General features: G+C 64.1%; 23 protein-coding genes. 14 read left to right on the forward strand and 9 right to left on the reverse strand.

Translation table 11 applies throughout. From position 1 onward, the window contains the following. Nucleotides 1-154 precede the first annotated feature (154 nt). Nucleotides 155-1,762, reverse strand: a complete 1,608-nt coding sequence (gene prpR, locus NRS07_RS07615) for a propionate catabolism operon regulatory protein PrpR (RefSeq protein ID WP_259212240.1) — start codon at nucleotides 1,760-1,762, stop codon at nucleotides 155-157. Nucleotides 1,763-1,916: 154 nt separating this feature from the next. On the opposite strand from prpR, the gene NRS07_RS07620 reads away from it, so the two are divergent. The 7 genes from NRS07_RS07620 (at nucleotide 1,917) to NRS07_RS07650 (ending at nucleotide 12,957) form a co-directional block, all read left to right on the forward strand. Further along, entirely contained in the window at nucleotides 1,917-2,225 is a 309-nt protein-coding gene (locus NRS07_RS07620) for a DUF485 domain-containing protein (protein ID WP_259212242.1), read from the forward strand. Between the two features lie 2 nt (nucleotides 2,226-2,227). Next, nucleotides 2,228-3,898, forward strand: a complete 1,671-nt coding sequence (locus tag NRS07_RS07625) for a cation acetate symporter (RefSeq protein ID WP_259213098.1) — start codon at nucleotides 2,228-2,230, stop codon at nucleotides 3,896-3,898. 247 nt (nucleotides 3,899-4,145) lie between these two features. After that, on the forward strand, nucleotides 4,146-5,036 hold the full coding sequence (prpB, locus tag NRS07_RS07630; protein WP_259212243.1) for a methylisocitrate lyase: 891 nt from the start codon (nucleotides 4,146-4,148) through the stop codon (nucleotides 5,034-5,036). A 13-nt stretch (nucleotides 5,037-5,049) separates the two neighbouring features. Then, entirely contained in the window at nucleotides 5,050-6,210 is a 1,161-nt protein-coding gene (prpC, locus tag NRS07_RS07635; protein ID WP_259212244.1) for a 2-methylcitrate synthase, read from the forward strand. 92 nt (nucleotides 6,211-6,302) lie between these two features. Beyond that, entirely contained in the window at nucleotides 6,303-8,921 is a 2,619-nt protein-coding gene (acnD, locus tag NRS07_RS07640; RefSeq protein ID WP_259212247.1) for a Fe/S-dependent 2-methylisocitrate dehydratase AcnD, read from the forward strand. Nucleotides 8,922-8,969: 48 nt separating this feature from the next. Next, nucleotides 8,970-10,178, forward strand: a complete 1,209-nt coding sequence (gene prpF, locus NRS07_RS07645; protein WP_259212248.1) for a 2-methylaconitate cis-trans isomerase PrpF — start codon at nucleotides 8,970-8,972, stop codon at nucleotides 10,176-10,178. 115 nt (nucleotides 10,179-10,293) lie between these two features. Beyond that, nucleotides 10,294-12,957 carry an EAL domain-containing protein gene (locus NRS07_RS07650; RefSeq protein ID WP_259212250.1) on the forward strand — a complete coding sequence of 888 codons (2,664 nt, stop codon included), beginning with the start codon at nucleotides 10,294-10,296 and terminating at the stop codon, nucleotides 12,955-12,957. On the opposite strand, the gene xth is transcribed toward NRS07_RS07650, so the two are convergent. Further along, nucleotides 12,954-13,721, reverse strand: coding sequence for an exodeoxyribonuclease III (xth, locus tag NRS07_RS07655; RefSeq protein WP_259212251.1), 768 nt, complete (start codon nucleotides 13,719-13,721; stop codon nucleotides 12,954-12,956). The genes NRS07_RS07650 and xth overlap by 4 nt on opposite strands. A 426-nt stretch (nucleotides 13,722-14,147) precedes the next feature. Here xth and NRS07_RS07660 point away from each other — a divergent pair, with 426 nt between their 5' ends. The 3 genes from NRS07_RS07660 to NRS07_RS07670 all read left to right on the forward strand — a co-directional run bounded on the left by NRS07_RS07660 (nucleotide 14,148) and on the right by NRS07_RS07670 (nucleotide 15,221). Continuing rightward, nucleotides 14,148-14,498, forward strand: coding sequence for a hypothetical protein (locus NRS07_RS07660; protein ID WP_259212254.1), 351 nt, complete (start codon nucleotides 14,148-14,150; stop codon nucleotides 14,496-14,498). Beyond that, complete coding sequence (locus NRS07_RS07665) at nucleotides 14,495-14,701, forward strand: DUF1653 domain-containing protein (RefSeq protein ID WP_259212255.1); 207 nt, start codon at nucleotides 14,495-14,497, stop codon at nucleotides 14,699-14,701. The genes NRS07_RS07660 and NRS07_RS07665 overlap by 4 nt, the downstream gene beginning before the upstream one ends. Nucleotides 14,702-14,768: 67 nt before the next feature. Beyond that, nucleotides 14,769-15,221, forward strand: coding sequence for a hypothetical protein (locus tag NRS07_RS07670; RefSeq protein ID WP_259212257.1), 453 nt, complete (start codon nucleotides 14,769-14,771; stop codon nucleotides 15,219-15,221). Between the two features lie 110 nt (nucleotides 15,222-15,331). On the opposite strand, the gene NRS07_RS07675 is transcribed toward NRS07_RS07670, so the two are convergent. Beyond that, nucleotides 15,332-16,834 (reverse strand): leucyl aminopeptidase, encoded by a 1,503-nt coding sequence (locus NRS07_RS07675; protein ID WP_259212258.1) that lies wholly within the window; start codon nucleotides 16,832-16,834, stop codon nucleotides 15,332-15,334. A 96-nt stretch (nucleotides 16,835-16,930) separates the two neighbouring features. Between NRS07_RS07675 and lptF the strand changes: the two genes are divergently transcribed. From lptF to NRS07_RS07690, 3 genes are read left to right on the forward strand one after another with little or no spacing between them, the layout of a single operon-like run. Next, on the forward strand, nucleotides 16,931-18,094 hold the full coding sequence (gene lptF, locus NRS07_RS07680) for an LPS export ABC transporter permease LptF (protein WP_259212260.1): 1,164 nt from the start codon (nucleotides 16,931-16,933) through the stop codon (nucleotides 18,092-18,094). Then, entirely contained in the window at nucleotides 18,091-19,275 is a 1,185-nt protein-coding gene (lptG, locus tag NRS07_RS07685) for an LPS export ABC transporter permease LptG (protein WP_259212262.1), read from the forward strand. Before lptF ends, lptG begins: the two co-directional genes overlap by 4 nt. Beyond that, the gene (locus NRS07_RS07690) at nucleotides 19,275-19,643 is read left to right on the forward strand and encodes a sirohydrochlorin chelatase (protein ID WP_259212264.1); all 369 of its coding nucleotides are present in this window, start codon (nucleotides 19,275-19,277) and stop codon (nucleotides 19,641-19,643) included. The genes lptG and NRS07_RS07690 overlap by 1 nt, the downstream gene beginning before the upstream one ends. 3 nt (nucleotides 19,644-19,646) lie before the next feature. On the opposite strand, the gene cobA is transcribed toward NRS07_RS07690, so the two are convergent. Genes cobA through NRS07_RS07720 form a run of 6 tightly spaced genes read right to left on the reverse strand, consistent with a single transcriptional unit; the run spans nucleotide 19,647 to nucleotide 25,627 of the window. After that, on the reverse strand, nucleotides 19,647-20,366 hold the full coding sequence (gene cobA, locus NRS07_RS07695) for a uroporphyrinogen-III C-methyltransferase (protein WP_259212267.1): 720 nt from the start codon (nucleotides 20,364-20,366) through the stop codon (nucleotides 19,647-19,649). 17 nt (nucleotides 20,367-20,383) lie between these two features. Further along, entirely contained in the window at nucleotides 20,384-21,688 is a 1,305-nt protein-coding gene (locus NRS07_RS07700) for a sulfate adenylyltransferase subunit 1 (RefSeq protein ID WP_259212268.1), read from the reverse strand. Beyond that, nucleotides 21,688-22,626 carry a sulfate adenylyltransferase subunit CysD gene (gene cysD / locus NRS07_RS07705; protein WP_259212271.1) on the reverse strand — a complete coding sequence of 313 codons (939 nt, stop codon included), beginning with the start codon at nucleotides 22,624-22,626 and terminating at the stop codon, nucleotides 21,688-21,690. Before cysD ends, NRS07_RS07700 begins: the two co-directional genes overlap by 1 nt. A gap of 24 nt (nucleotides 22,627-22,650) precedes the next feature. Beyond that, complete coding sequence (locus NRS07_RS07710; protein WP_259212273.1) at nucleotides 22,651-23,367, reverse strand: phosphoadenylyl-sulfate reductase; 717 nt, start codon at nucleotides 23,365-23,367, stop codon at nucleotides 22,651-22,653. 6 nt (nucleotides 23,368-23,373) lie between these two features. Continuing rightward, nucleotides 23,374-23,946, reverse strand: a complete 573-nt coding sequence (locus NRS07_RS07715) for a DUF934 domain-containing protein (RefSeq protein WP_259212275.1) — start codon at nucleotides 23,944-23,946, stop codon at nucleotides 23,374-23,376. Beyond that, a complete protein-coding gene (locus NRS07_RS07720; protein ID WP_259212277.1) occupies nucleotides 23,939-25,627 on the reverse strand; it encodes a nitrite/sulfite reductase in 1,689 nt (562 codons plus the stop codon). The genes NRS07_RS07715 and NRS07_RS07720 overlap by 8 nt, the downstream gene beginning before the upstream one ends. Before the next feature lie 214 nt (nucleotides 25,628-25,841). On the opposite strand from NRS07_RS07720, the gene NRS07_RS07725 reads away from it, so the two are divergent. Next, entirely contained in the window at nucleotides 25,842-26,780 is a 939-nt protein-coding gene (locus NRS07_RS07725) for a CysB family HTH-type transcriptional regulator (RefSeq protein ID WP_259212278.1), read from the forward strand. The last annotated feature ends 4 nt before the right edge of the window (nucleotides 26,781-26,784 follow it).

The raw sequence follows: 26,784 nt of genomic DNA on the forward strand, positions 1-26,784 counted from the left end.
GCCGGGCCCGGACTGGGCGCCGCCGGGTAGGCGGCGCTGGCTGTGTGCTGGCGTGTGCTGGTCGTGCATGGGCGCCAGGCCATGTAGAGAAATAATGATAATGCGTTTGCGAGCGCAGGTGTTGATTCTGTAGGGTTGGCACTGCCTGGCTACGCTAGGGCTTGTCGGTCTTCAGGCGCCGCCACAAGGTGGTGCGACTAATGCCAAGATGCTTTGCGGCGGCATCGCGTTGCCCGCCGAAGCGGGCCAGTACCGCGGCGATGCTGTCGGACCCGGGGGCCACGCCGGGCGAGGCAGGCTGCGTGCCCAGTTCGGGTGCAATCGCGAGCAGGAAACCCGGGCTCAGGGCCTGCAAGGGTTCGGCCGCCAGGAACAGCGCCAGCCGCTCCATCAGGTTGCGCAATTCGCGCACATTGCCTGGCCAGTGGTAGGCATCGAGCAGCGGGGCGCAGGCGGCGAGCTCGGCATGCAAATTCGGATGCGGCCGCGCGTCGAGCGCCGCCAGCGCATGCTTGAGCGACCATTCGGCCAGCGGCGCGACGTCGCCGGGGCGCTCGCGTAGCGGCGGCAGCCGCAGGCGCAGCACGGCAAGCCGGTAGTACAGGTCGGCGCGGAAGCGTCCCTCGCGCACGCGCGCCTCCAGGTCGCAATGGGTTGCGCTCACCACCCGCACGTCGATCGGCACCGGGCGGGTGCCGCCGACCCGCATCACCTCGCGTTCTTCCAGTACCCGCAGCAGGCGGGTCTGCAGGGCCAAGGGCATTTCGCCGATTTCGTCCAAAAACAAGGTGCCGCTGTCGGCCGCTTCGAACAGGCCGGCGTGTCCCCCGCGCCGGGCGCCGGTGAAGGCGCCTTCTTCGTGGCCGAACAATTCCGATTCGAGCAGGGATTCGGCGATCGCGCCACAATTGACCGCCACGAACGGGCGCTGGGCGCCGCGCCGCGGGCCTTCGCGGTGGATGGCCTGTGCCACCAGCTCCTTGCCGCTGCCGGTTTCGCCCTGGATCAGCACCGTGGCGGGCGAGCGCGCATACAGCACGACCATCTGGCGCAAGCGCTCCATCGCGCTCGACTCGCCGCGCAGGTCGTGCAGCCCGCGCCGCACCCGGCGCGTGTCAGGCGCGGCCGTGCGGCGTCCGCGGTTGGCCTCGAGCCTGGTCAGGCGCGCCATTTCGAGCGCGTCGTCGAAGGCTTGCCGGATCGAGGCGGCCGAATACAGGAATACGGCCGCCAGGCCCGCTTCTTCGGCCAGGTCGGTGATCAGGCCGGCGCCGACGATGACCTCGATGCCGGCGGCCTTGAGCTGGTGGACGCCGGCGCGCGCGTCTTCTTCGGTGACATAGGTGCGCTGGGCAATGTCGATGCCGAAGGTGGTGGCGAATTCCGCCAGTTCGCGCATCGGTTCCTGGTAAGTGATCACGCCGATGCGCTCGGACATCTGGCGCGCCCGCGCGAGCGCCTGCATGACATCAAAGCCGCTGGCCTTGGCCACGACCACCGGCGCCGCGACGCGTCCCTTGAGGTAGGCGGCGTTCGAACCGGCCGCGATCACGACATCGCAACGCTCGCTGGCCATGCGCTCGCGCAGATGTCGTGCAGCTTCATCGAACCCGAGGTGCATTGGCTCGATCATAGCCAGGTGATCGTATTCCAGCGTAATGTCGCGGAACAGGTCGGACAGGCGCGATACCGACACGGTCCAGATTACCGGCTTGTCGTTGTCGGCGCCGCCGCTGGCCGAATTGCGGTTAGAGTAGCTCATGGCCGGAGTGTAGTCGATTTCACCCGTGCCGTTTCATCCTGAAACATCGCCCCATGGCGACTGCCAGTCCTTGCCGTAAGTGTGAGGTAAGCGCATGCCCGTACGATGGGCCAGGCCTTGCAGTAAAAAACACCAGAACAATCAGGAGACAAAAATGGAACAAGACGTTGTACAGCGGGTCAAGGCCGACCCCGATTACCAGAAGCTGGTCAGGACGCGCTCGCGTTTCGGCTGGACCCTCACCTGGGCGATGATGATCGTCTACTACGGATTCACCTTGCTGGTGGCATTCAACAAGGAATTCCTGGGCTCCCGCATCGGCGAAGGCGTCATCACCTGGGGCATTCCGCTCGGGCTGTTCGTGATCGTGTTTACCATCGTCATCACCGGTATCTACGTACGCCGCGCCAATGGCATCTACGACGAGCTGACCGCGGCCATCCGCAGCAAGGTGGGCGCATGACCATGCCGACTCTCCACCGCCGCAGCGCCGCGCTGGTCCTGCCGGGCCTGCTGACCCTGCCGGGCCTGGCCATGGCCGCACCCGACCTGGGCCAGGCCACCCAGCAGGCCACCAACTGGACCGCGATCGGCATGTTCGCGGTCTTCGTGATCTTTACGCTCTTCGTCACCAAGTGGGCTGCGTCGCGCACCCGCTCGGCGTCCGATTTCTATACCGCCGGCGGCGGCATCACCGGTTTCCAGAACGGACTGGCGATTGCGGGCGACTTCATGTCGGCCGCGTCCTTCCTGGGTATTTCGGCCGCCGTCTTCCTTGACGGCTTCGACGGCCTGATCTACGCCATCGGCTTCCTGGTCGGCTGGCCGGTCATCACCTTCCTGATGGCCGAGCGCCTGCGCAACCTGGGCCGCTACACCTTCGCCGACGTTGCCGCCTACCGCTTCGCGCAAAAACCCATTCGCGTGTTCGCCGCCTCGGGCACCCTGGTGGTGGTGCTGTTCTACCTGATCGCGCAGATGGTCGGCGCCGGCCAGCTCATCAAGCTGCTGTTCGGCCTGGAGTACTGGATCGCGGTGATGATCGTCGGCGTGCTGATGATGGTCTATGTGCTGTTCGGCGGCATGACCGCCACCACCTGGGTGCAGATCATCAAGGCCGTGATGCTGCTTTCGGGCGCCTCCTACATGGCCTTCGCGGTGCTGGCGCAGTACGATTTCAGCCCGGCAAAACTGTTCACTACCGCCACCGAAGTCCATGCCAAGGGTTTCAGCATCATGGGGCCAGGCAATTTTGTCAAAGACCCGATCTCGGCGATTTCCTTCGGCATGGCCTTGATGTTCGGCACTGCCGGCCTGCCGCATATCCTGATGCGCTTCTTCACGGTTCCAAGCGCCAAGGAAGCGCGCAAGTCGGTGCTGTGGGCCACCACCTGGATCGGTTACTTCTACATTCTTACCTTCATCATCGGTTTCGGCGCGATCGTGCTGGTCGGTACCAATCCGGAATTCAAAGATGCTGCCGGTAAGCTGTTGGGTGGTAATAACATGGCGGCGGTGCACCTGGCCAAGGCCGTGGGCGGCGACATCTTCCTTGGCTTCATCTCGGCGGTGGCCTTCGCGACCATCCTGGCGGTGGTTGCTGGCCTGACCTTGTCGGGCGCCTCGGCCGTCTCGCACGACCTGTACGCCACCGTGTTTTCCAAGGGCAAGGCCACCAGTGCCAGCGAGCTGCGGGTGTCCAAGATCACCACCATCTGCCTCGGCTTTATCGCTGTGCTGCTGGGCATCGCCTTTGAAAAGCAGAACGTGGCCTTCATGGTGTCGCTGGCCTTCGCCATCGCCGCTTCCGCCAATTTCCCGGTGCTGTTCATGTCGGTGCTCTGGAAAGACTGCACCACCCGTGGTGCGACGATCGGCGGCTTCCTTGGCCTGTCGAGTGCGGTAATCATGACAGTGGTCTCCAAGTCCGTATGGGTCGACGTGCTCGGAAATGCCGAGGCGATCTTCCCCTACACTTCGCCCGCGATCTTCTCGATGCCAATTGGCTTCATCGGTATCTGGCTGTTCTCGGTACTCGATCGCAGCCCGCGCGCTGCAATGGACAAGGCTGGCTTCGAGGCGCAGGAAGTACGCTCCGAAACCGGCATCGGCGCATCCGGCGCCAGCGGCCATTGACCTGCCAACGAGCGTAGCGTGAGCTCAGAGACCCCGCTGCGGCGGGGTTTTTTTATTGGTATCATGTTTCATCTGGTGTTTCATGGTGAATGGGTGTGAAACATCGTGGGGTGCGAAATCGGTGTCGGGCACGCGAGATCGCTTCCAAGTGCTTGATTTGCGCGCTGTCATTGCGCCAGTGCCCGCTGGCACGGCCCTTGCATAACAAAAGGGATATTCGTTCAACGACTCATTTGAAAGGTCAGGCATGAGCCACTATTCCGCAGGTGCGGCGTTTCGCAAGGCAGTCCGGGAAGAATCCCCGCTGCAGGTTGTCGGCGCCATCAATGCCAACCATGCATTGCTGGCCAAGCGCGCCGGCTTCAAGGCGATCTACCTGTCGGGCGGCGGCGTAGCCGCCGGTTCGCTGGGCCTGCCGGACCTGGGTATCTCGAACCTCGACGACGTACTGGTCGACGTGCGCCGCATCACCGACGTGTGCGATCTGCCGCTGCTGGTCGACATCGATACCGGCTTTGGCGCCTCGGCCTTCAATGTCGCGCGCACCGTGCGCTCGCTGTCCAAGGCCGGCGCGGCCGCCTGCCATATCGAAGACCAGGTCGGCGCCAAGCGCTGCGGTCACCGCCCGGGCAAGGAAATCGTCGGCCTGGGCGAAATGGTCGACCGCGTGAAAGCGGCGGCGGACGCCCGCATCGACGAGGATTTCGTCATCATGGCGCGCACCGATGCGCTGGCCGTGGAAGGCCTGGACGCCGCGATCGAGCGCGCCGTGGCCTGCGTCGAGGCCGGCGCCGACATGATCTTTCCAGAGGCGATGACCAGCCTCGAGATGTACCGCAAGTTCGCCGATGCGGTGAAGGTGCCGGTGCTGGCCAATATCACCGAATTCGGCGCGACCCCGCTGTTCACGGTCGACGAACTCAAGAGTGCCAATGTCGGACTGGTGCTGTATCCGCTGTCGGCCTTCCGCGCCATGAACAAGGCCGCCGAGAATGTCTACAATGCGATTCGCCGCGACGGCACCCAGCAGAACGTACTCGAGACGATGCAGACCCGCGCCGAACTGTATGATCGCATCGACTATCACAGCTACGAGCAAAAGCTCGACGCGCTGTTCGCACAGAAAAAAGCCGGGTAACCCAGGAGACCGCATGAGCACCCAGAATAACGACACCCCCACTTTCAAGCCGAAGAAATCGGTCGCCCTGTCCGGCGTCGCCGCCGGCAATACCGCACTGTGCTCGGTCGGCAAGTCGGGCAACGACCTGCATTACCGCGGCTACGACATCCTGGATGTCGCCAATGCCTGCGAATTCGAGGAAATCGCCTACCTGCTGGTGCACGGCAAGCTGCCCAATAGCGGCGAGTTGAAGGGCTACAAGGCCAAACTGCGCTCGCTGCGCGGCCTGCCGCAGGCGCTCAAGAGCGCGCTCGAGGCACTGCCGGCCGGCGCCCACCCGATGGACGTGATGCGCACCGGCGTCTCGGTGCTGGGCTGCACCTTGCCGGAGAAGGATGACCACGGTATTCCGGGCGCACGCGACATCGCCGACCGCCTGATGGCCTCGTTCGGTTCGATGCTGCTGTACTGGTACCACTTCAGCCATAACGGCAAGCGCATCGAGGTCGAGACCGACGACGACTCGATCGGTGGCCACTTCCTGCACCTGCTGCACGGCCATGCGCCGAAAGAAGAGTGGGTGCGCGCCATGCACACCTCGCTCATCCTGTACGCCGAGCACGAATTCAACGCCTCGACCTTCACCGCCCGCGTCATCGCCGGCACCGGCTCCGACATGCATTCGGCCATCACCGGCGCGATTGGCGCGCTGCGTGGCCCCAAGCATGGCGGTGCCAACGAAGTGGCGCTCGACATCCAGAAGCGCTACGAGAACGCCGACGAAGCCGAAGCCGATATCCGCAACCGCGTGGCCAACAAGGAAGTCGTGATCGGCTTCGGCCACCCGGTCTACACCATCAGCGACCCGCGCAACGTGGTAATCAAGGAAGTCGCGCGGTCGCTGTCGGAGCAGGGCGGCTCGATGAAGATGTTCGACATCGCCGAGCGCCTCGAGTCGGTGATGTGGGAGGTCAAGAAGATGTTCCCGAACCTGGACTGGTTCTCGGCCGTGTCCTACCACATGATGGGCGTGCCGACCGCGATGTTCACCCCGCTGTTCGTCATCTCGCGCACCTCGGGCTGGGCCGCCCACGTGATCGAGCAGCGCATCGACAACAAGATCATCCGCCCGAGCGCGAACTATGTCGGTCCGGAAGACCTGCAGTTCGTGCCGATCGCGGATCGAAAGTAAATCGATACCACCAGCTTCGATCCGTCATCGCGCCTTTGCCTGCATGACGGATCGATGGATTAACCGAGTATTCCTGAAGGTAGCCGCGAACCATGAACACCAACCACCGCATCCCCCTGCCGGGCACCACGCTCGACTACTTCGACACGCGCGGCGCGGTCGATGCAATCGAGCCCGGCGCCTATGACACGCTACCCTATGCTTCGCGCGTGCTGGCAGAGAACCTGGTACGGCGCTGCGACCCGGCCACCATGCACGAGTCGCTCAAGCAGCTCATCGAGCGCAAGCGCGACCTCGATTTTCCATGGTTCCCGGCGCGCGTGGTCTGCCACGATATCCTCGGACAGACCGCGCTGGTCGACCTGGCCGGCCTGCGCGACGCCATTGCCCTGCAGGGCGGCGATCCGGCGCTGGTCAACCCGGTGGTGCCGACCCAGCTGGTGGTCGACCACTCGCTGGCAGTCGAATGTGGCGGCTTCGATCCCGACGCCTTTGCCAAGAACCGCGCCATCGAAGACCGCCGCAACGAAGACCGCTTCCACTTCATTGAGTGGACCAAGAAAGCTTTCCAGAATGTCGACGTGATCCCACCGGGCAACGGCATCCTGCACCAGATTAACCTCGAGCGCATGTCGCCCGTGATCCAGTCCGAGCATGGCGTGGCCTACCCGGACACGCTGGTCGGCACCGATTCGCACACCCCGATGGTGGACGCGCTGGGCGTGATCGCCATCGGCGTGGGCGGCCTCGAAGCCGAAAGCGTCATGCTCGGCCGCGCCTCCTGGATGCGCCTGCCGGATATCATCGGCGTCGAGTTGACCGGCAGGGCGCAGCCCGGCATCACCGCGACCGACATCGTGCTGGCGCTGACCGAATTCCTGCGCAGTGCGAAAGTGGTATCGAGCTGGCTCGAATTCTACGGCCCCGGCGCGGCCAGCCTGACCCTGGGCGACCGCGCGACCATTTCCAACATGGCGCCCGAATTTGGCGCCACTGCGGCGATGTTCTACATCGACGAGCAGACCATCAAATACCTGCGCCTGACCGGGCGCGAAGAAGAAACCGTGCAGCTGGTCGAGACCTACGCGAAACAAGCGGGCCTGTGGGCCGACAGCCTGGCCAGCGCGCAGTACGAACGCACGCTCAGCTTCGACTTGTCGAGCGTGGTGCGCAACATCGCCGGCCCGTCGAACCCGCACAAGCGGGTGCCGACCTCGGAGCTGGCCGCGCGCGGCATTTCGGGCGTGGTCGAGGACCGCACCGGTAACGATCAGGGCGAAATGCCAGACGGCGCGGTGATCATCGCTGCGATTACCAGCTGCACCAATACCAGCAATCCGCGCAACATGATCGCGGCCGGCCTGATCGCGCGCAACGCCAATCGCCTCGGCCTGCGGCGCAAGCCCTGGGTGAAAAGCTCGCTGGCGCCAGGCTCGAAAGCCGTGGCGCTCTACCTGGAAGAAGCCGGGCTGATGCCCGAACTGGAGCAGCTGGGCTTTGGCGTGGTCGCCTTTGCCTGTACCACCTGCAACGGCATGAGCGGCGCACTCGAGCCCGCGATCCAGCAAGAGATCATCGAGCGCGACCTGTATGCAACCGCGGTCCTGTCGGGCAACCGCAACTTCGATGGCCGCATCCACCCGTATGCCAAGCAAGCCTTCCTGGCGTCGCCGCCACTGGTGGTGGCCTACGCGATTGCCGGCACCATCCGCTTCGACATCGAGAAGGACGTGCTGGGCCTGGACAGCGCCGGCCGGGAAATCCGCCTGGCCGACCTGTGGCCGCTCGATGCCGAGATCGACGCCATCGTCGACGCCAGCGTCAAGCCGGAACAGTTCCGCAAGGTGTACACGCCGATGTTCGCGCGCGTTCTTGATAACGGCAGCAAGGTCAGTGCCTTGTACGACTGGCGCCCGGCAAGCACCTATATTCGCCGTCCGCCCTATTGGGAAGGCGCCCTGGCGGGCGAGCGCAGCCTGGCCGGCATGCGTGCGCTGGCGGTCCTGGGCGACAACATCACCACCGACCACCTGTCGCCGTCGAACGCGATCATGCTCGATTCGGCCGCCGGCGAATACCTGGCAAAGATGGGCCTGCCAGAAGAAGACTTCAATTCCTATGCGACGCACCGGGGCGACCACCTGACCGCGCAGCGCGCCACCTTTGCCAATCCGACGCTCAAGAACGAGATGGTGCGCAACGAGGCTGGCGCCGTGATCGCCGGATCTCTGGCGCGCATCGAGCCGGAAGGCCAGGTAACGCGCATGTGGGAGGCCATCGAGACCTATATGCAGCGCAAGCAGCCCTTGATCGTGATCGCCGGGGCCGACTACGGCCAGGGTTCGTCGCGCGACTGGGCGGCCAAGGGCGTGCGCCTGGCGGGCGTGGAAGCGATCGCCGCCGAAGGCTTCGAGCGCATCCACCGCACCAACCTGGTGGGCATGGGCGTGCTGCCGCTCGAATTCAAGCCGGGTGTGAACCGCTTGACGCTGGGGATCGACGGCAGCGAGACCTTCGACGTGGTGGGCGAGTGCACCCCGCGCACCGACCTGCTGCTGGTGATTCATCGCCGTAGCGGCGAGCGGCTCGAGGTGCCGGTGACCTGCCGCCTCGACACCGCCGAAGAAGTCGCGATCTACGAGGCCGGCGGCGTGCTGCAGCGCTTCGCACAGGACTTCCTGGAGTCGTCGGCGCCCGAGGCCGCCGTGTAAATCTTATGGCGGGCGGCAGCGCCGCCCGCCAACGCAACCGGATCATCTATGCCCCACATCCCCCAAATCAAGATTGCCGCCACCTACATGCGAGGCGGCACCAGCAAGGGCGTCTTCTTTCGCCTCGACGACCTGCCCGAAGCGGCGCGCGTACCCGGCACGGCGCGCGACGCGCTGCTGCTGCGCGTGATCGGCAGCCCCGACCCCTATGCCAAGCAGATCGACGGCATGGGCGGCGCCAGCTCGAGCACCAGCAAGGCCGTGATCGTGGCCAGGAGCACCCGCGAAGGCCACGACGTCGACTACCTGTTCGGTCAGGTCTCGATCGACAAGCCGTTTGTGGACTGGAGCGGCAATTGCGGCAACCTGTCGTCGGCGGTCGGTTCGTTTGCCATCGCCAGCGGCCTGGTGGATCCGCAGCGCATCGCGCAAGACGGCATGGCCACGGTGCGCATCTGGCAGGCCAATATCGGCAAGACCATCGTCGCCCACGTGCCGGTCAGCGGTGGCCAGGTCCAGGAAACCGGCGACTTCGAACTCGATGGCGTGACCTTTCCGGCGGCCGAAGTGCAGCTCGAATTTCTCGATCCGGCGGCCGAGGAAGAGGGCGCCGGCGCGGGCGCGGAAAATGCCATGTTCCCGACCGGGAACCTGGTCGACGAGCTGGAAGTGCCGGGCGTGGGCAGCGTAAAGGTGACCATGATCAATGCCGGCATTCCGACCATTTTCATCGATGCGCAAGCGGTTGGCTACGACGGCACCGAACTGCAGGACGCCATCAATGGCGACCCGCGTGCGCTCGCGATGTTCGAGACCATCCGCGCCTACGGTGCGGTGCGCATGGGCCTGATCGCATCTATCGAAGACGCCGCCAAGCGCCAGCACACGCCCAAGCTGGCGTTCGTTGCCAGGCCAGCGAGCTATGTGGCGTCCAGCGGCAGGCAGGTACTGGCCACCGACATCGACCTGCTGGTACGCGCACTGTCGATGGGCAAGCTGCATCACGCGATGATGGGTACGGCGGCGGTGGCGATAGGAACCGCCGCCGCGATTCCCGGCACCGTGGTCAATCTCGCGGCCGGCGGCGGCGCGCGCACGGCGGTGCGTTTCGGCCACCCGTCCGGCACGCTGCGCGTCGGCGCCGAAGCGGTGCAGACCAATGGCACATGGAGCGTCTCAAAGGCCATCATGAGCCGCAGCGCGCGCGTGCTGATGGAAGGCTGGGTCTGCGTGCCAGGCGACACACTTCAAGCCTGACTGAGAGGGCACTACAACACGGGCAGGATTTCATGCTTGTCAGTTTAGGAACATTGACCATTTGTGGTTTATGATTGCTAACCGGCAACCCAGCCGTTAGCAAACACGAATCGCCATGGCCCGACTTTCCAGCAAGCGCTCGCTCACGACAGGCACCTCTACCTCCATCGACCTCGCGCGCCCGGCACAGCCCGACGCCATGGCCCTCGAGCAGGAAATGCTGCAGGTCGCGCTGCGCGAGCAGCGCGCCATCCTGGAAAACGCGCCGGTCGGCATTCTCTTTACCCTGCCGGGGCAGTTCAAGTCGTGCAATCCGCGCATTTGCGAAATGCTCGGCCTGTCCCATACCGAGCTGTCGAGCCTGCGTCCGGTCGATGTGTTCGGGTCGCCCCAGGCCTACGAGGCGCTGACCGCGGAAGCCTATCCGGTGCTGGCGGCGGGCGGCCTGTACGAAAAGGCGGAGCACCCGTTCCGCCGCCGCGACGGCTCGCTGATCTGGGCGCGGCTGCGCGGGCGCGCGGTCGATCCGGGTGCGCACGAGGCGGGCACGATCTGGATCGTCGAAGACGTCACCGACGTGCGTCAGACCATGATCGAGGTCCAGGCCATCATGACCAATGCCTCGGTCGGCATCATGTTTGTTCGCAACCGCACGATCCAGCGCTACAACCCGGCCTTTGCACGGATGTTTGGCTACCACGACGGCGAAGCGCTCGGCCGCTCGACCCGCATCGTGCACGTGGATGACCAGGCCTACCATGATTTTGGCGCCGCCGCCTATCCGCAGCTCGAGCGCGGCATTCCCTACCGCAGCGAAACCGAACTGCTGTGCAAGGACGGCTCGCGTATCTGGGGACAGCTCAACGGCTACCTGTTCAACCCGGAAGATCCGGAGCTGGGCACGATCTGGATGTTCGAAGACCGCCGGCGCGAGCGTTACGACGAAATCCAGCTGCGCAACGCACTGCTGGAAAATCGCGCCATCCTCGACAACGCGGTACTGGGCATCGCGGTGGTGGAGCAGGGCGTGACCCTGCATTGCAACGCCAAGATGGAAGAGCTGTTCGGCAGTCTTGCGGGTGGAATGGACGGCACGCCGGTGCGGGCACTGTATCCGGACGAAGCCACCTGGCGCACGGCGAGCGCGGAGACCGCGTGCAGCTTCGCAGCAGGTGAGGTGCACACCGCCGAGTACCGCATGACGCGCCGCGACGGCAGCTGTTTCTGGGCGCGGCTCTCGGGCAGGCTGGTCGACGCCGCCGAGAGGCGCGGGCGCAGCGTATGGATGATCGACGACGTCACCGCGCGGCGCGAAGCGGCCGAAGCCATTCGCCGCGCGCGCGACGAGCTCGAGGTGCGGGTGGCCGAACGCACCGCCGAGCTGGCCGGCGCCAACGCGCTGCTGCAAGAAGAAATCAACGAACGGCGCCAGGCCGAGGCGCGCGCCCACCATATGGCGTATCACGACAGCCTGACCGGGCTGCCGAACCGCGCCCTGCTGTCCGACCGGATCGACTGCGCATTGCGCGCTGTCTTGCGCAACCGCCAGCCCGGTGGCCGCAAGCTGGCGGTGATGTTCCTCGACCTCGACCGCTTCAAGAACATCAACGATTCGCTCGGCCATGCCATGGGCGACCACTTGCTGCGCGAAGTCGCCAGGCGCCTGTGCGCAGCGGTACGCGACAGCGACACGGTAGCGCGCCTGGGCGGCGACGAGTTCGTGGTGCTGCTGCCGGATATCGGCAGCGCGCAGGAATGCGCGCTGGTGGGCGACAAGATCATCGAGGCGCTGTCGACGCCATTCGAATTCGACGGCCACAGCCTGCATATATCGCCGTCGATCGGCATCTGCCTGTGCCCGGACAATGGCGACGACGTCGACACCCTGATGCGCCACGCCGACGCGGCGATGTACCACGCCAAGGCGGCCGGCCGCAACAACTACCAGTTCTTCGACCAGCGCCTGAACCAGGCAGCCGCACGCCGTTTCGAACTCGAGTCTAGCCTGCGCAGTGCGCTGGCGCGCAAGCAGTTCGAGCTGCACTACCAGCCGATCGTCGATACCTCGACCCGGCGCCTGCATGCACTCGAGGTACTGCTACGCTGGAGAAGAGGCGGCAGTGCCAGCCCGGTACTGGTCGGGCCGGACGAATTCATCCCGATCCTCGAAGAAAACGGGACGATCGTGGCGGTTGGCGAATGGGTAATCCGTACCGCCTGCGAGCAGAGCATGGCGTGGCAGGCCCAGGGCTTGGGCGCGGTGCCGCTGGCCATCAACCTGTCGGCGCGCCAGTTCATGCATGACGGCCTGGTGGACTCGATGCGCCGCATCCTGCACGATACCGGCATCGAGCCTTCGCTGGTGGAATTCGAGATCACCGAGACGGCGCTGATGCAGCATGGCGCCCGCACGCTCGAGATCCTGCGCCAGATTAATGGCATGGGCATGCGCCTGTCGATCGACGACTTCGGTACGGGCTATTCCAGCCTGGCCTACCTGAAGCGCTTCCCGGTGCGCAAGATCAAGATCGACCGCGCCTTCGTGCGCGAACTCGAGGCCAGCTCGGAAGACCGCGCGATCGTGGCCGCCGTCATGGCGCTGGCCAACAGCCTGCAGCTGTCGGTCGTGGCCGAAGGCGTCGAGACCGAAGGGCAGTACGCGCTACTGAAGGGTTACGGCTGCCAGTTCGCACAGGGGTATCTGTTCGCGCGCCCGCTGCCGGCCGCCGATGCTGCCGAGCTGCTGGTCAATTCGACACTGGCTGCGATCGGGCACTAGTCCGAGAGTGTCGCGACCACGGGCGCGTGGTCGGATGGCTGCTCCCATTTGCGGGTCTCGCGGTCGATGTGGCAGGCGGTGCAGCGCTCGGCCAGCGCTCGGGAAAGCAAAATGTGGTCGATGCGCAGCCCGCGGTTGCGGCGAAAGGCCATCTGCCGGTAGTCCCACCAGCTGTACTGCTTCTCGGGCTGTTCGAACAGCCGGAACGCATCGGCCAGTCCGAGCGCCATGAAAGCCTGTAGCGCGTCGCGCTCGGGCGGCGTGAAATGGATATGGTTTTCCCATTCTGCCGGGTCGTGCACGTCGCACGCTTGCGGTGCGATGTTGTAGTCACCCAGCACCGCCAATTGGGGGTGCATGCGCATTTCGTCGGCGACCCATTCCTGCAGCCCGGCCAGCCACGCCATCTTGTAGGCAAATTTCTCGCTGCCAATTTCCTGACCATTGACGACGTAGGCACAGATGATGCGCATGCCTTGAATCGTGGCGGCGATCAGGCGCTGCTGCTCGTCGTCGAAGCGCGGATTATTCTTTTGTACATCTTCGATCGGGTGCCGCGACAGGATCGCCACGCCGTTATAAGTTTTCTGGCCACTGAACACCACTTCGTAGCCGGCCGCATTGATGGCGGCCAGCGGGAACTTATCGTCGGTAAGCTTGGTCTCCTGAAGGCAGAGAACGTCGACCGGATTGGCTTGCAGCCAGGTAAGCAGGTGCGGCAGGCGGACCTTGAGCGAATTGACGTTCCAGGTAGCGATCTTCATGGGGAGGGCGGCGGGCCGTGGTGAGCAAGGCGGCATGATAACCGCTGCCGGCGCAGGCGGCCAGTCGGGCGGCCGCAGCGTGCGCGCGATGCGCGCTGCATACAAATTTCAAGGTGTCACAATCGTATTGACGGTATTTCGGTTTTATTGTTGCTAAGACGCATAGACAATTGCGGCCCTTGCAATTCGCTATGCTAGAATAAATTAATAAAATTATAAATTGCATTAAAAGCTGTTTTATTCAGCATAACCGTAATTGCGTTGATGCAACTATTGTTGTATTATTTGCAGATTGAAACATGTTCGGACGTCATCATGCCTTGCGCAATCGTGCGCACCGTTGGGCACAATGCAACATGGTACTATTGGATAATATTGCTTTTCCGATAGCAAATGAAACCGAACGACGATTTACAAAGGACTGAAATGCGCACTGCATTCGAAGCGTGGGCTCAACGCGAAGGCCATATCGTTCGCCGCCGCGAAGACAAGCCCGAGGAATACCTGGTCTATGAAACCCAGCGCCGCTGGGTGATCTGGCAGGCTGCACTGACGCATGGTGCCAAGGCTGCCGCCGAGGCGCCATCGAAGTTCGCGAAAGAAGCCGAGGTCAAGCCTGCGCTTACCCAGGACGAAGCCGTGGTCCGCAACCGGGTACTCAACGAAGTGCTCGATGCGTTCAGCGAGCTCGACGAAGCAGCCGGCATCGAAGGCGTACTCAAGGTGATCCAGGGCCTCAAGAAGAAGCAGAAGGCCCTCGAAGAAGCCAAGGCTTGATCCGATACCGCCATTACAAGGGCGGTGTCTACGAGCTGGTGTGCGAAGCCGTGCTGGAAGCCGATCACACGCCGGTGATGGTCTACCGCGGCGCCGATGGCGCCGTGTGGGTGCGCCCCCGCGATGATTTTTTCGACACTGTCATGGTCGACGGGGCGAGCATGCCGCGTTTTTCGTCCATGCCTAGCGCCCCCCGCGGCTAAGATCAACCCTTCAGTAATTGCATTCGGCTGCCGTTAATAGGGTATGACGCTCCCTAAGGCTGGTCCCATGTCGCGCTTGTTGCGCCATCTTCTCTTGCTCGCCGCACCGCTGTTCATCGGCGGTTGCGCGACCTTGTCCGATTCTCCCCACCAGCAACTCGAACTGCACGCCGTGCTCGACTATCAAGAAGTCGCCGGGGTAGGGTGCGTGCTGAGCAATGACAAGGGGCGCTGGTTCGTGGTCTTGCCGGGCCGGGTGACGGTAACGCGCAGTACGCAGGCACTGGTGGTCAGTTGCCAGAAAGATGGCATGGGCAGGGCCGAGGAAAGCATCGGGGCGCGCGCCGACACGTCCAGCCTGATGGGCAATGTCGTCTTCAGCGCTGGCCTGGGTCACCTGGTGGACCGCCATTCGGGGGCCGGATTTTCATATCCGGCGCATATGACGGTGTTGATGCAGCCAGTCAAGCCACGTCAAGACGTGGCGGCGGCGCAGCGGATTGACAGTCCGGTGTTCTAAGCTGGCACAGAAACAAGAACAGCCCCGCAAGCGGGGCTGTTTCACGATGAAATAAAATTTCATCTTAAGTGCCGTAGTGAAATATTATTTCAGTGCGGCACGTGTTGCATTCAGACCCGGTTCATCAGGAAGGTCGTCAGCAGCGGCACCGGACGCCCGGTCGCGCCCTTGGCGGCGCCCGATTTCCAGGCCGTGCCTGCGATATCCAGGTGAGCCCAGGTGTATTTGCGGGTGAAGTTTTCCAGGAAGCAGGCGGCGGTGATCGACGCGGCTCCCGGGCTGCCAATGTTGGCCAGGTCGGCGAAATTCGACTTGAGCTGCTCGTTGTAGATCTCGCCGAGCGGGAAGCGCCAGGCGACGTCGCCGGCCTGCTTGCCTGCGTCCATCAGCTCTTCGGCCAGTGCGTCGCTCGCCTCGTCATGGCGGGTGAACAGGCCGCTGGTGTGGTGGCCCAGCGCGACGATGCAGGCGCCGGTCAGGGTAGCGATGTCGACCACGACCGCCGGCTTGAAGCGCTCGGCATAGGTCAGTGCATCGCACAGGATCAGCCGGCCTTCGGCGTCGGTGTTGAGGATCTCGATGGTCAAGCCGTTCATCGACGTGACGATGTCGCCCGGCTTCGAGGCGCGGCCCGAGGGCATGTTCTCGCAGGCCGCCACGATGCCGATGACGTTGAGCTTCAGGCCCATCTCGCCGATCGCGCGGAAGGTGCCCAGCACCGAACCGGCGCCGCACATGTCGTATTTCATCTCGTCCATGCCGGGGCCAGCCTTGAGCGAAATGCCACCGGTGTCGAAGGTGATGCCCTTGCCGACCAGGACCACCGGCGCATCTTTCTTGTTACCGCCCATGTGCTTGAGCACGATGAACTTCGGCGCTTCGTCGCTGCCCTTGGCTACCGACAGGAAGCTGCCCATCTTCAGCGCCTCGAGCTGCTTGCGCTCCAGCACTTCGATGTCGAAGCCGAATTCGTCGGCCAGGCCGCGCGCGGTCGTGGCCAGGTAGGTCGGGGTGCAGATGTTCGGCGACAGGTTGCCCAGTTCCTTGGTCAGCGCCATGCCGTTCGAGATCGCCACGGCCTGCGCCAGCGTCGACTTGAGCGCGCTCGCGGTGGTGGCGCCATCGACCGCGATGGTGATCTTGCGCACGCCGGCCACGGCAGGGTCTTTCTTGCTCTTTTGCGTATCGGTACGGTGTTCGGTCTCGTTGGCCGCGATGACCATCGCCCGCAGTGCCCAGTTGATATCGCGGTCTTTCACATCCGTGGCCGGGAATGCGATAATGGCGTCCTGGCTGCCGAGGGTGCCGAATACTTTCAGGGCGGCGCCGACGGCGCTGCTGAAACTCTTCTCGCTCACGTTTGCATCATTGCCCATGCCGACCAGCAGTACGCGCGCAGCAGCTACGCCCGTTACGCCGCGCAGCAGCAGGGTCGAACCGGCCTTGCCGCTGATGTCGCCGGACTTGAGCGCCGCAGTGATGTCGCCGTTGGCGTCGAGCGCCTGCGCAGCTTGCGACAGCTTCTTGTTTTCGAACACAGCCACTGCCAGCACGCCGGCTTTTGCGGCGCTCAGGGTGTTCTTGGTGTCGAATGCTTTTATGCTAAAGTCCATTTTTGGTTCTCCGTTTCGTTATTCGTTGCACCGAGCGCTGCGTGCTGCCTACCGCTGCGCCTACCGCCGTGCCTAACCTGCAATTATATCTATTGAATGATCTTTCGACGCGCCCTGCAACGTGAATTACTCAGTTCGGCCGGGGCCACCTTCACGGTGCTGTTCACCGTCCTTGTTACCTGGACCCTGATTTCCGTCCTCGGCAAGGCCGCCGGCGGCAAGGTTGCATCAAGCGACGTGCTGGCCCTGATCGGTTTTGCGATCCTGAATTATCTGCCAACCATCCTCACGCTCACCACCTTTATTTCGGTGCTGGTGGCGGTGACGCGCAGCTACCGCGATTCCGAAATGGTCGTGTGGTTCGCCTCGGGCATGTCGCTGCGGCGCTGGATCCGTCCGGTGCTCACCTTCGGCTTGCCGGTGATGCTCGCGGTGGGCGTGCTGTCGCTGTATGTGGCGCCCTGGGCCGCGCTCAAGCGCGCCGAATTCGTCGAGCGCTTCCAGAAGCGCGAAGACCTCAAGCGCGTGGCCCCCGGCCAGTTCCGCGAATCCTCGTCTGCCGACCGCGTGTTCTTCGTCGAGCGCTCCACTGCCGGCGCCACCGTGGTGCAGAACGTGTTCGTCAATTCCAACGACGGCAAGGGCAGTTCGATCGTGGTCGCCAAGGAAGGCGTGATCGAGTCCGACGGCCAGGGTGGCCAGTACCTGGTGCTGACCAACGGCCGCCGCTACCAGGGCACGCCGGGGCAGGCCGATTTCCAGTCGATGGAATTCGAGCGCTACAAGATGCGCGTAGCCACCAGGGTGCCGGTGCTCGGCACCGAGACGCCGACCAATGCGCTGCCTACCTCGGTGCTGATCCAGCTCGACCACCAATGGGCGCGCGCCGAACTGCTCGGGCGCATGTCGGCGCCGATCGTTTGCCTGGTACTGATGCTGCTGGCAATTCCGCTCGGCTTCGTGAACCCGCGTGCCGGCAGTTCGGCCAACATGATCTTGGCGCTGCTGATCTTTTTCACCTATAACAACCTGGCCAAGATGATGGAAAACAGCGTCAAGCGCGGCAAGCTCGAATTCGCAGTAGCCTGGTGGCCGCTGCACCTGGCGGCCGCGCTGACGGTGCTGGCGCTGTTTGCCTGGCGCCTGAACGTCAACCATCGCTGGCATCCGCTGGTGCTGCTCAATGCCTGGAAGCGGCGCCGCCATATCAAGCCAGGATCGCCGGCTGCATCGCCGCTGGCAGGGGCGCAGTCAGAATGAAGATCTTGCAACGCTATTTCGCGGTCAGCATCTTGCAGGCCGTGGCCTTCGTGCTGGTCGCCTTCCTGGCCTTGATCTCATTCATGGACCTGACCGGCGAGCTGCCCTCGGTGGGCAAGGGCGGCTACGAGATGCAGCACGCGCTGCTGTACGTGCTGCTGCTGGTGCCGGGCAACGTCTACCAGGTGATGCCGGTGGCGGCGCTGATCGGCACCATCTACACGATGTCGCAATTCGCATCGAGCTCCGAGTTCACCATCATGCGCGCCTCGTCGATGTCGACGCGGATGGCGGCCTGGATGCTGTTCCGGGTCGGGATCGTGCTGGTGCTGATTACCTTCGTGTTTGGCGAGCTGATCACGCCGCGCACGGCGCCGCTGGCCGAGCGGGTGCGCCTGGCGGCCAAGGGATCGACCGTGTCGGCTGAATTTCGCTCCGGGATGTGGACCAAGGACAGCGTGCACGAGAACGGCGTCAAGGGCCCGGTGATCGGTACCCGCTTCTTCAACGTGCGCCAGATCGGTCCCGACGGCCAGCTGGTCGACGTGCGCCTGTACGAGTTCGACGCCAACATGCGCATGCGCGCCCTGATCACGGCCAAGGGCGGCACCTACAGCGGCAACAATACCTGGCGCCTGACGCAGGTGAGCGAGACCACCTTCTCGAACAGCCGCACGCTGCCCGCGCCGGGCAGCCCGGTGCCGCAGGGGCAGAGCATCCAGGCCACCTTCGGCCAGGACACCGCCGCCGTCGCCACGCGCACCCTGGCCAGCATGGACCTGGCCTCGGAGATCACCCCCAAGATCCTGTCGGTGTCGCGCTCCGAGCCCGGGCGCATGTCGGCCAACGAGCTGGCGGTCTACACCAAGCACCTGGCCGAGAACCGCCAGGAGACCGAACGCTTCAAGACCGCGTTCTGGAAGAAGATCATCGATCCGCTGTCGATCCTGGTATTGATGGCGCTGGCGCTGCCCTTCGCCTACCTGCATACCCGCAGCGGCGGCGTCAGCCTCAAGATTTTCGTCGGCATCATGATCGGCGTGAGTTTCCTGCTGCTTAACGCGCTGTTTGCCCACCTTGGTGTGCTGACCACGCTGCCGGCTTTCTTCACGGCCGCCGCGCCGAGTACCCTGTTCCTGCTGCTGGCGCTCGGCGCCCTGTGGTGGGTGGAGCGACACTGATGACCCGTGCCCTTGTCCTGTTTGCCCATGGCGCCCGCGCTGCGTCCTGGGCGGCGCCGTTCGAGCGCCTGCGCGACGCCGCCCAGGCGCGCCTGCCCGATTGCCGCGTCACGCTGGCCTTCCTCGAACTGATGGAGCCGCGCCTGCCGGCCACGGTCGATGCGCTGGTGCAGGAGGGTGTCGACGACATCAGCGTGGTGCCGGTGTTCCTGGGGCAGGGCGGGCACCTGCTGCGCGATTTGCCCGAGCTGGCCGCCGCCATCCGCGCGCAGTACCCGCACCTGCGCCTGCAGGTGGCCGGCGCGATCGGCGAAGACCCGGGCGTGCAGGCTGCGATGACGGAGTATTGCGTGCGCTCGCTGGGCTGAACACTACCGGGGCTGATGCTCGCGCAGCGCCAGCGCCTCGCCCAGCATCACGAGCACCGGACCATGGCCCGGTTCCAGCCCGCGCGCCAGCTCTGCCAGGCTCAGGCGCAGGATGCGCTCGTCGGCGCGGCTGCAGTTCTCGACCACAACCACCGGCAAGTCCGGGCGCCGGCCGTCGGCCAGCAGGCGTTCTGCGGTGGCCGCGGCTTCGCGCCCGCCCATGTACTGCACCAGGGTGTCGGTCTCGGGAAGGGCTGGATGTTCGGGATGGTCGGGCGCGGTGCTCGACGTGAAAAAAGCGACGCTGCGGGCGATGCCGCGCTTGGTCAGGGGCTGCCTGGCCGCCGCCGCCGCGGCCACTGCCGTGGTAATGCCGGGAACAATGGCGACCTCGATACCGGCCGCCTCCAGCGCGCGCAGCTCTTCGTCGGCGCGCCCGAACAGCATCGGGTCGCCGCCTTTCAGGCGCACGATCAGCCGGTACTTGCCGGCGCACTCGACCAGCTGCTGGTTGATGATGGTTTGCGCCACCGAGCGCTGGCCCGAGCGCTTGCCGACCGGGATCAGGTGGGCGCCGCGGCACAGCTCCAGCATCTCGGGGATCACCAGGGCGTCGTAGAGCACGACGTCGGCCTGGGCCAGCAGGCGCGCACCGCGTACCGTGATGAGGTCTGCGGCGCCCGGACCGGCGCCAACCAGATAGACTTTTCCCAGTGCCGCCATGGATTCCTTCGTGGTGATCAATCCAGACGGATCATACCCGCTGCAACGGTCTGGTGCGTGACTTCGTCGATCAGGATGAACGCACCGAGGGCGCGGTTGTCGGCATAGGCGTCGGCCGCCAGCGGCTGCTGGACGTTCAGGTGCACGCGCGCGATATCGTTGAGCGTCAAGCCCTCGGCCGCATGGCGCTGCTGGGTGTTGACGTCCAGGATGCTATCGATGCGGGTGAGCTTGGCGCCGGTCTGGCGGGTGCCGTGCTTGATCCAGTACTTGCGGCGCAGGTCGAGCGGCTCGTCCGACATCCAGCACAGGTCTGCCACCACCTGCTTGAGCAGGGTAGCCGGCTGCTCGCGGCTGGCCAGCAGGTCGCCGCGCGAGATGTCGAGGTATTCGTCGAGCAGCAGCGTGACCGACTGGCCGGCCGATGCCGACAGCAGCGAGCCGTCGAAGGTCACGATGTCTTTCACGGTAGCGCTCTGGCCGGACGGCTGCACCACCAGCTTGTCGCCAACGGCTACCTGTCCCGATTCGATACGCCCCATGTAGCCACGGAAGTCGTTCGCTTCGTGGCCATTGTGGCGTGCCACCAGCTGCACCGGAAAGCGCAAGGGCGCGGCATGCGCTTCGTCGTAGACCGACAGCGACTCGAGCAGCGCGATCAGGGTCGGGCCCTGGTACCACGGCATGTTGTCGGACAGGCTGACCACGTTGTCGCCGCCCAGCGCCGACATCGGCAAGGCGGTCACGTCTTTCAGGCCGAGCGAGGCGGCGAATGCGCCGTAGGCCGCGACGATGCGGTCGTAGATGGCCTGGTCATATCCCACCAGGTCCATCTTGTTGACGGCCACGATCACGTGCTCGATCTGCAGCAGCTTGGCGATGGTCGAATGGCGCTTGGTCTGCACCAGCAACTCGACACTGCCATCGTCGCCCAGTTTTACCTTCGACACGTCCACCAGGATGATCACGGCGTCGGCCGTCGAGGCGCCGGTGACCATATTGCGGGTGTACTGCTCGTGGCCCGGCGTGTCGGCAATGATGAATTTGCGCTTGGGCGTGGCGAAATAGCGGTAGGCCACGTCGATCGTGATGCCTTGCTCGCGCTCGGCCTCCAGGCCGTCGGTCAGCAGCGACAGGTCGATGGTGTCGCCCACGGTGCGCTTGTGCTTCGAGCGCGAGACGGCCGCCAGCTGGTCGGCAAAGATGCCCTTGCTGTCGAACAGCAGGCGGCCGATCAGGGTACTCTTGCCATCGTCGACCGAGCCGGCGGTAATGAAGCGCAGCATGCCGCTTTGATGGAGCTGTTCAGTCATGACGTTCATCAGAAATATCCTTGCTTCTTGCGTTTTTCCATCGAGGCTTCGGAGGTCTGGTCGTCCATCCGGGTGGCACCGCGCTCGGTGATGTCGGTCACGGCGGTTTCGGCGATGATGTGCTCGACCGTACTGGCGTGCGAGGCCACCGGACAGGTGCAGGAGATGTCGCCCACGGTCCGGAAACGCACGGTGCGGGTTTCCACCGTCTCGCCGTCGCGCGCCGGCGTCAGCGGCGTGAGCGGCACCAGCAGGCCGGAGCGCGGGATCACCTGGCGCTCGTGCGCAAAATAGATCGGTGGCAGCGCCAGCTGTTCACGGGCGATGTACTGCCACACGTCCAGTTCGGTCCAATTCGAGATGGGAAACACGCGCATGTTCTCGCCCGGGTGCACGCGAGTGTTATACAGGTCCCACAGTTCCGGGCGCTGGGCTTTCGGGTCCCATTGGCCGAACTCGTCGCGGAAAGAGAAAATGCGTTCCTTGGCGCGCGCTTTTTCTTCGTCGCGCCGGGCGCCGCCGATGCAGGCGTCGAAACCGTGCGCGGCGATGGTTTCCAGCAGCGTGATGGCCTGGGCCGAGTTGCGCGAGTCGGTCGCCGGATTACGCAGGCGCACGGTGCCGCGCCCGATCGAGTCTTCGACCGAGCCGACGATCAGGCGCTCGCCCAGTTCTGCCACGCGCGCATCGCGAAAGGCGATGACTTCGTCGAAATTGTGGCCGGTGTCGATGTGGACCAGCGGGAAGGGGAATTTGCCGGGGCGAAAAGCCTTTTCAGCCAGGCGCAGCAGCACGACGGAATCCTTGCCGCCGGAGAACAGCAGCGCAGGGTTGGCGCATTCGGCGGCCACTTCGCGCAGGATGTGGATGGCTTCGGATTCCAGGGCGTCGAGGTGACGCGCGTTGACGGCGCTGAGCACGCCCGGATTGTCGAATACTGTCGTCATGTTGTTTTGCCTTGTTGTAAATGCTTACCCAGCCACGGAGGTCATGCGAATAAGTTTGCCGTCGACCACGTGCAGGCCGCATTCCTTCGATTCGGGCTGCTCCCACCACCAGCGCCCGGCGCGCAGGTCCTCGCCCGGCTGGACCGCGCGGGTGCAGGGCTCGCAGCCGATCGACGGGAAGCCGCGGTCGTGCAGGGCGTTGTACGGCACATTGTTGCTGCGCAGGTAATCCCAGACGTTATCTTCCGACCAGTCGGCCAGGGGATTGAATTTCTGGGTGTCGTGGGCGGCATCGAACTCTTGCACCGCCAGCTCTGACCGGGTGCTCGACTGGGCCCGGCGCTGGCCAGTGATCCAGGCCCGCTTGCCGGCCAGGGCGCGCCCCAGCGGCTCGACCTTGCGGATGCGACAGCATTGCTTGCGCATCTCGACGCTGTCGTAAAAGGCGTTCAGGCCGTTGTTCGCCACATAGGCGGCGACCGCTTCTGGCTGGGGGCGGAACAGGGCGATCTCGTGGCCATAGGTCGCGCGCACCTGATCCAGCATGGCAAGGGTTTCCGCGTGCAGGCGGCCGGTCTCGAGCGAGAAGATCCCGATCGGCAGCCCTGCCGTCAAGATCAGATCGGTGAGCACCATGTCTTCAGCTGCCAGGCTCGACGCGAATACGGCGGGCGAGAAATCGCGCGCGATGCGCGCCAGGATGGCCTGGGTTTCTGCGACGCGCTGGAGGAGTTCGCTCATGGTGCCTCAGATGCCTGCACCAAGATCGGTGAGCGCCGGCGGCGTGCCACGCGGCGCGCGCCGGAACAGCGGCTCGGGCTGGTCGATTGATGCCTGGTAGGTTTCCGAGAACACGGTCAGGCCCTTGAGCGCATCATGGATGCTGCGGTCCTGGCGGGTAGCGAAGGCGTCGAAGCCGACCCGCGACAGCGGCCACAGCTGGTCACGCAAGACGTCGCCGATGGCGCGCAGCTCGCCGGTATAGCCAAGCCGCTTGCGCAGGTTGAAAGCGGTCGAATAGCCGCGGCCATCGGTAAACTTCGGGAAGTCCACCGCGATCACGGCAAAGCGGCCAAGATCGTCCTTGATGGCGCCAGCGGCTTCGTCGCCCGCCAGCCAGACCCCGAGCTCGGCGCGCTCGGCACGCCGGAGCAAAGACTCGCGCCGTGACAGCCAGACGGCCAGCGGCACGATCAGCTTGCCGTCCGGGAGCGCGACGGTTTCCGCCGACTCGCCCTCGGCCAGGCGCAGCACGCTCCAGTCGTCGTCGACCACGGCGCGGCCCTTGATGACCTGCGGGTGTTGGTCCAGATTAGGCATAGTGGTCTTCTCCAGTGAGTGCACCGGCCACGATCGGCGTGGCATACACATGTTCCTTGAACGGCCCAATGCCGAGGCGCTGCGCGGTATCGACGAAGCGTTCGCCTTCAAAGCGTTCGCGCACATAGACTTCAAGCAGGCGCCCGACCACTTCCGGCATCTGCAGGGCCGAGAACGACGGCCCGATGATCTTGCCGATCGCAGAGTGGTTGCCCTGGGCGCCGCCGATCGACACCTGGTACCACTCGCTGCCGTCCTTGTCGACGCCGAGGATGCCGATGGCACCCACGTGATGGTGGCCGCAGGCATTGATGCAGCCCGAGATGTTCAGTTCGATGTCGCCGATATCGTGCTGGAAGTCGAGGTTGTCGAAGCGCTCGGCGATGGCGGCCGCGATCGGCAGCGACTTGGCATTGGCCAGCGAGCAGAAATCGCCGCCGGGGCAGGCGATCATGTCGGTCAGCAGGCCGATGTTGGGCGTGGCCAGGCCCCTGGCCTTGACCAGCTGCCATAGCTCGAACAGCTTGCCCTGCTCGACGTCGGCCAGCACCAGGTTCTGCTCGTGCGTGACGCGCACTTCGCCATAGCTGTAGCGATCGGCCAGGTCGGCCACGAAGTCCATTTGCTCGGCGGTGGCATCGCCCGGCGGCACGCCGGTCTTTTTAAGGGACAGCACCACGGCGGCGTAGCCCGGCACCTTGTGTGGCTTGACGTTGCGGTTGAGCCAGTTGGCGAAGGCCCGGTTCTCCGGATGGGCGGCGCTCGGGTCGGTGTCGTCGCGCTGTTCGTAGCCATGCGGCTGGAACCAGGCGGCGACGCGGTCGAATTCTTCCTGGGTCAGGGTTTCCGGACCGTCTTTCAAGTCCAGCCATTCGGCTTCGACCTGGCGCGTGAATTCTTCGACGCCTATGGCTTTGAGTAAAATCTTGATGCGGGCCTTGTACTTGTTGTCGCGCCGGCCCTGCTGGTTGTAGACCCGCATCACGGCTTCGGTATAGGTCAGCAGGTGGCGCCACGGCAAGAAGTCGCGAATGACCGAGCCCAGGATGGGCGTGCGGCCCATGCCGCCGCCAGCCATGAACTTGAAGCCGACTTCACCAGTCTCGTTGTGCACCAACGTCAGGCCGATGTCGTGGATGGCAATCGCGGCGCGGTCTTCGACGGCGCCGTTGATCGCAACCTTGAACTTGCGGGGCAGGGCGATGAATTCCGGGTGGAAGGTGCTCCATTGGCGAAGGATTTCCGCGAACGGCCGCGGATCGATGATCTCGTCGGCGGCGACACCGGCGAATTCATCGGTCGTGATGTTGCGGATGCAATTGCCCGAAGTCTGGATCGCATGCATTTCGACCGAGGCCAGGTCTTCCAGGATGTTGGGCGTCTGTTCCAGTTCGATCCAGTTGTACTGGATGTTCTGGCGGGTGGTGAAATGGCCGTAGCCGCGGTCGTACTTGCGGGCGATATGGGCGAACATGCGCATCTGGCTCGACGACAGCAGGCCGTAGGGAACCGCGACACGCAGCATGTAGGCATGGCGCTGCATGTACAGGCCGTTCTGCAGGCGCAGGGGCACGAATTCTTCTTCCAGCAGCTCATCGTTCAGGCGGCGCTGCACCTGGTCGCGGTATTGCGCAATGCGCTCGCGCACGATGAGATGGTCGTAATGGTCGTAGCGGTACATGGTCTCTTCCTGGGGGGCGGGCCTTGTCCTGGCTCGACAAACATTGTCCACCCGTTAAATGGTTGACCCCAGTGTACGGATCGCTCTATATATTCCAAACTACGGAGAATTCATTTGCTTATATGCGTAACTTGAATAAGCATCTTAAAATGTCGCCTGATGCAGGATTTGCAAGCCATCGCCACCAGAATAATCAAAAGAACAACACACCTTCATGAATCTTCACCAACTGCGCTTCGTGCGCGAGGCCGTCCGCCAAAACTACAACTTGACCGATGCGGCCAAGTCGCTGTTCACCTCCCAGCCGGGAGTGTCGAAAGCCATCATCGAACTCGAAGAAGAGCTCGGCGTCGACATCTTCACCCGCCATGGCAAGCGCATCCGCGGGTTGACCGAGCCGGGGCGACTGGTGCTGCAGTCTGTCGAGCTGATCATGCAGGAGATCGAAAGCCTCAAGCGCATCGGCAAGGAATACGCGGCCCACGATAGCGGCAGCTTCACCATTGCCACCACCCATACCCAGGCCCGCTACATGCTGCCCAGGGTGGTGCAGGCCTTCATGGTGAAATACCCGAAGGTGCGCTTGTCGCTGTTGCAGGGAAACCCGAAGCAGATCGCCGACATGGTCAAGAACGACCAGGCCGACCTGGCCATCGCCACCGAATCGATCGCCGCCATCGATGGCTTGATCAGCTTGCCCTGCTACCAGTGGGAGCACGTGCTGGTGGTGCCGCACGAACACCCGCTGACACGTTCGAAGGCGGTGTCGCTCGAAGAGATCGCCAGTTACCCGGTGATTACGTATGATGCGGCCTTTGCCGGACGCAGCAAGATCGACCATGCCTTCGGCTTGCGCAGCCTGAAGCCGGACGTGCTGCTCGAAGCGATCGATGCCGACGTCATCAAGACCTATGTCGAACTGGGCATGGGCGTGGGCATCATCGCCGGCATGGCCTTCGATCCGGAACGCGACCGCAACCTGCGCGCAATTCCCGTCGGGCAATTGTTTGGCATGAATATCTCGCGGGTGGCGATCAAGCAGGGCGCTTATCTGCGCAGCTATGTCTATACTTTCATCGAACTGCTGGCGCCTACGCTCAACCGCGACATGGTCGAGTCGGCAATGCGCGGCGGCGAGAACTATGAGCTTTAATCAC

Source organism: Massilia sp. H6 (genome assembly GCF_024802625.1).
Lineage (GTDB): Bacteria > Pseudomonadota > Gammaproteobacteria > Burkholderiales > Burkholderiaceae_D > Telluria.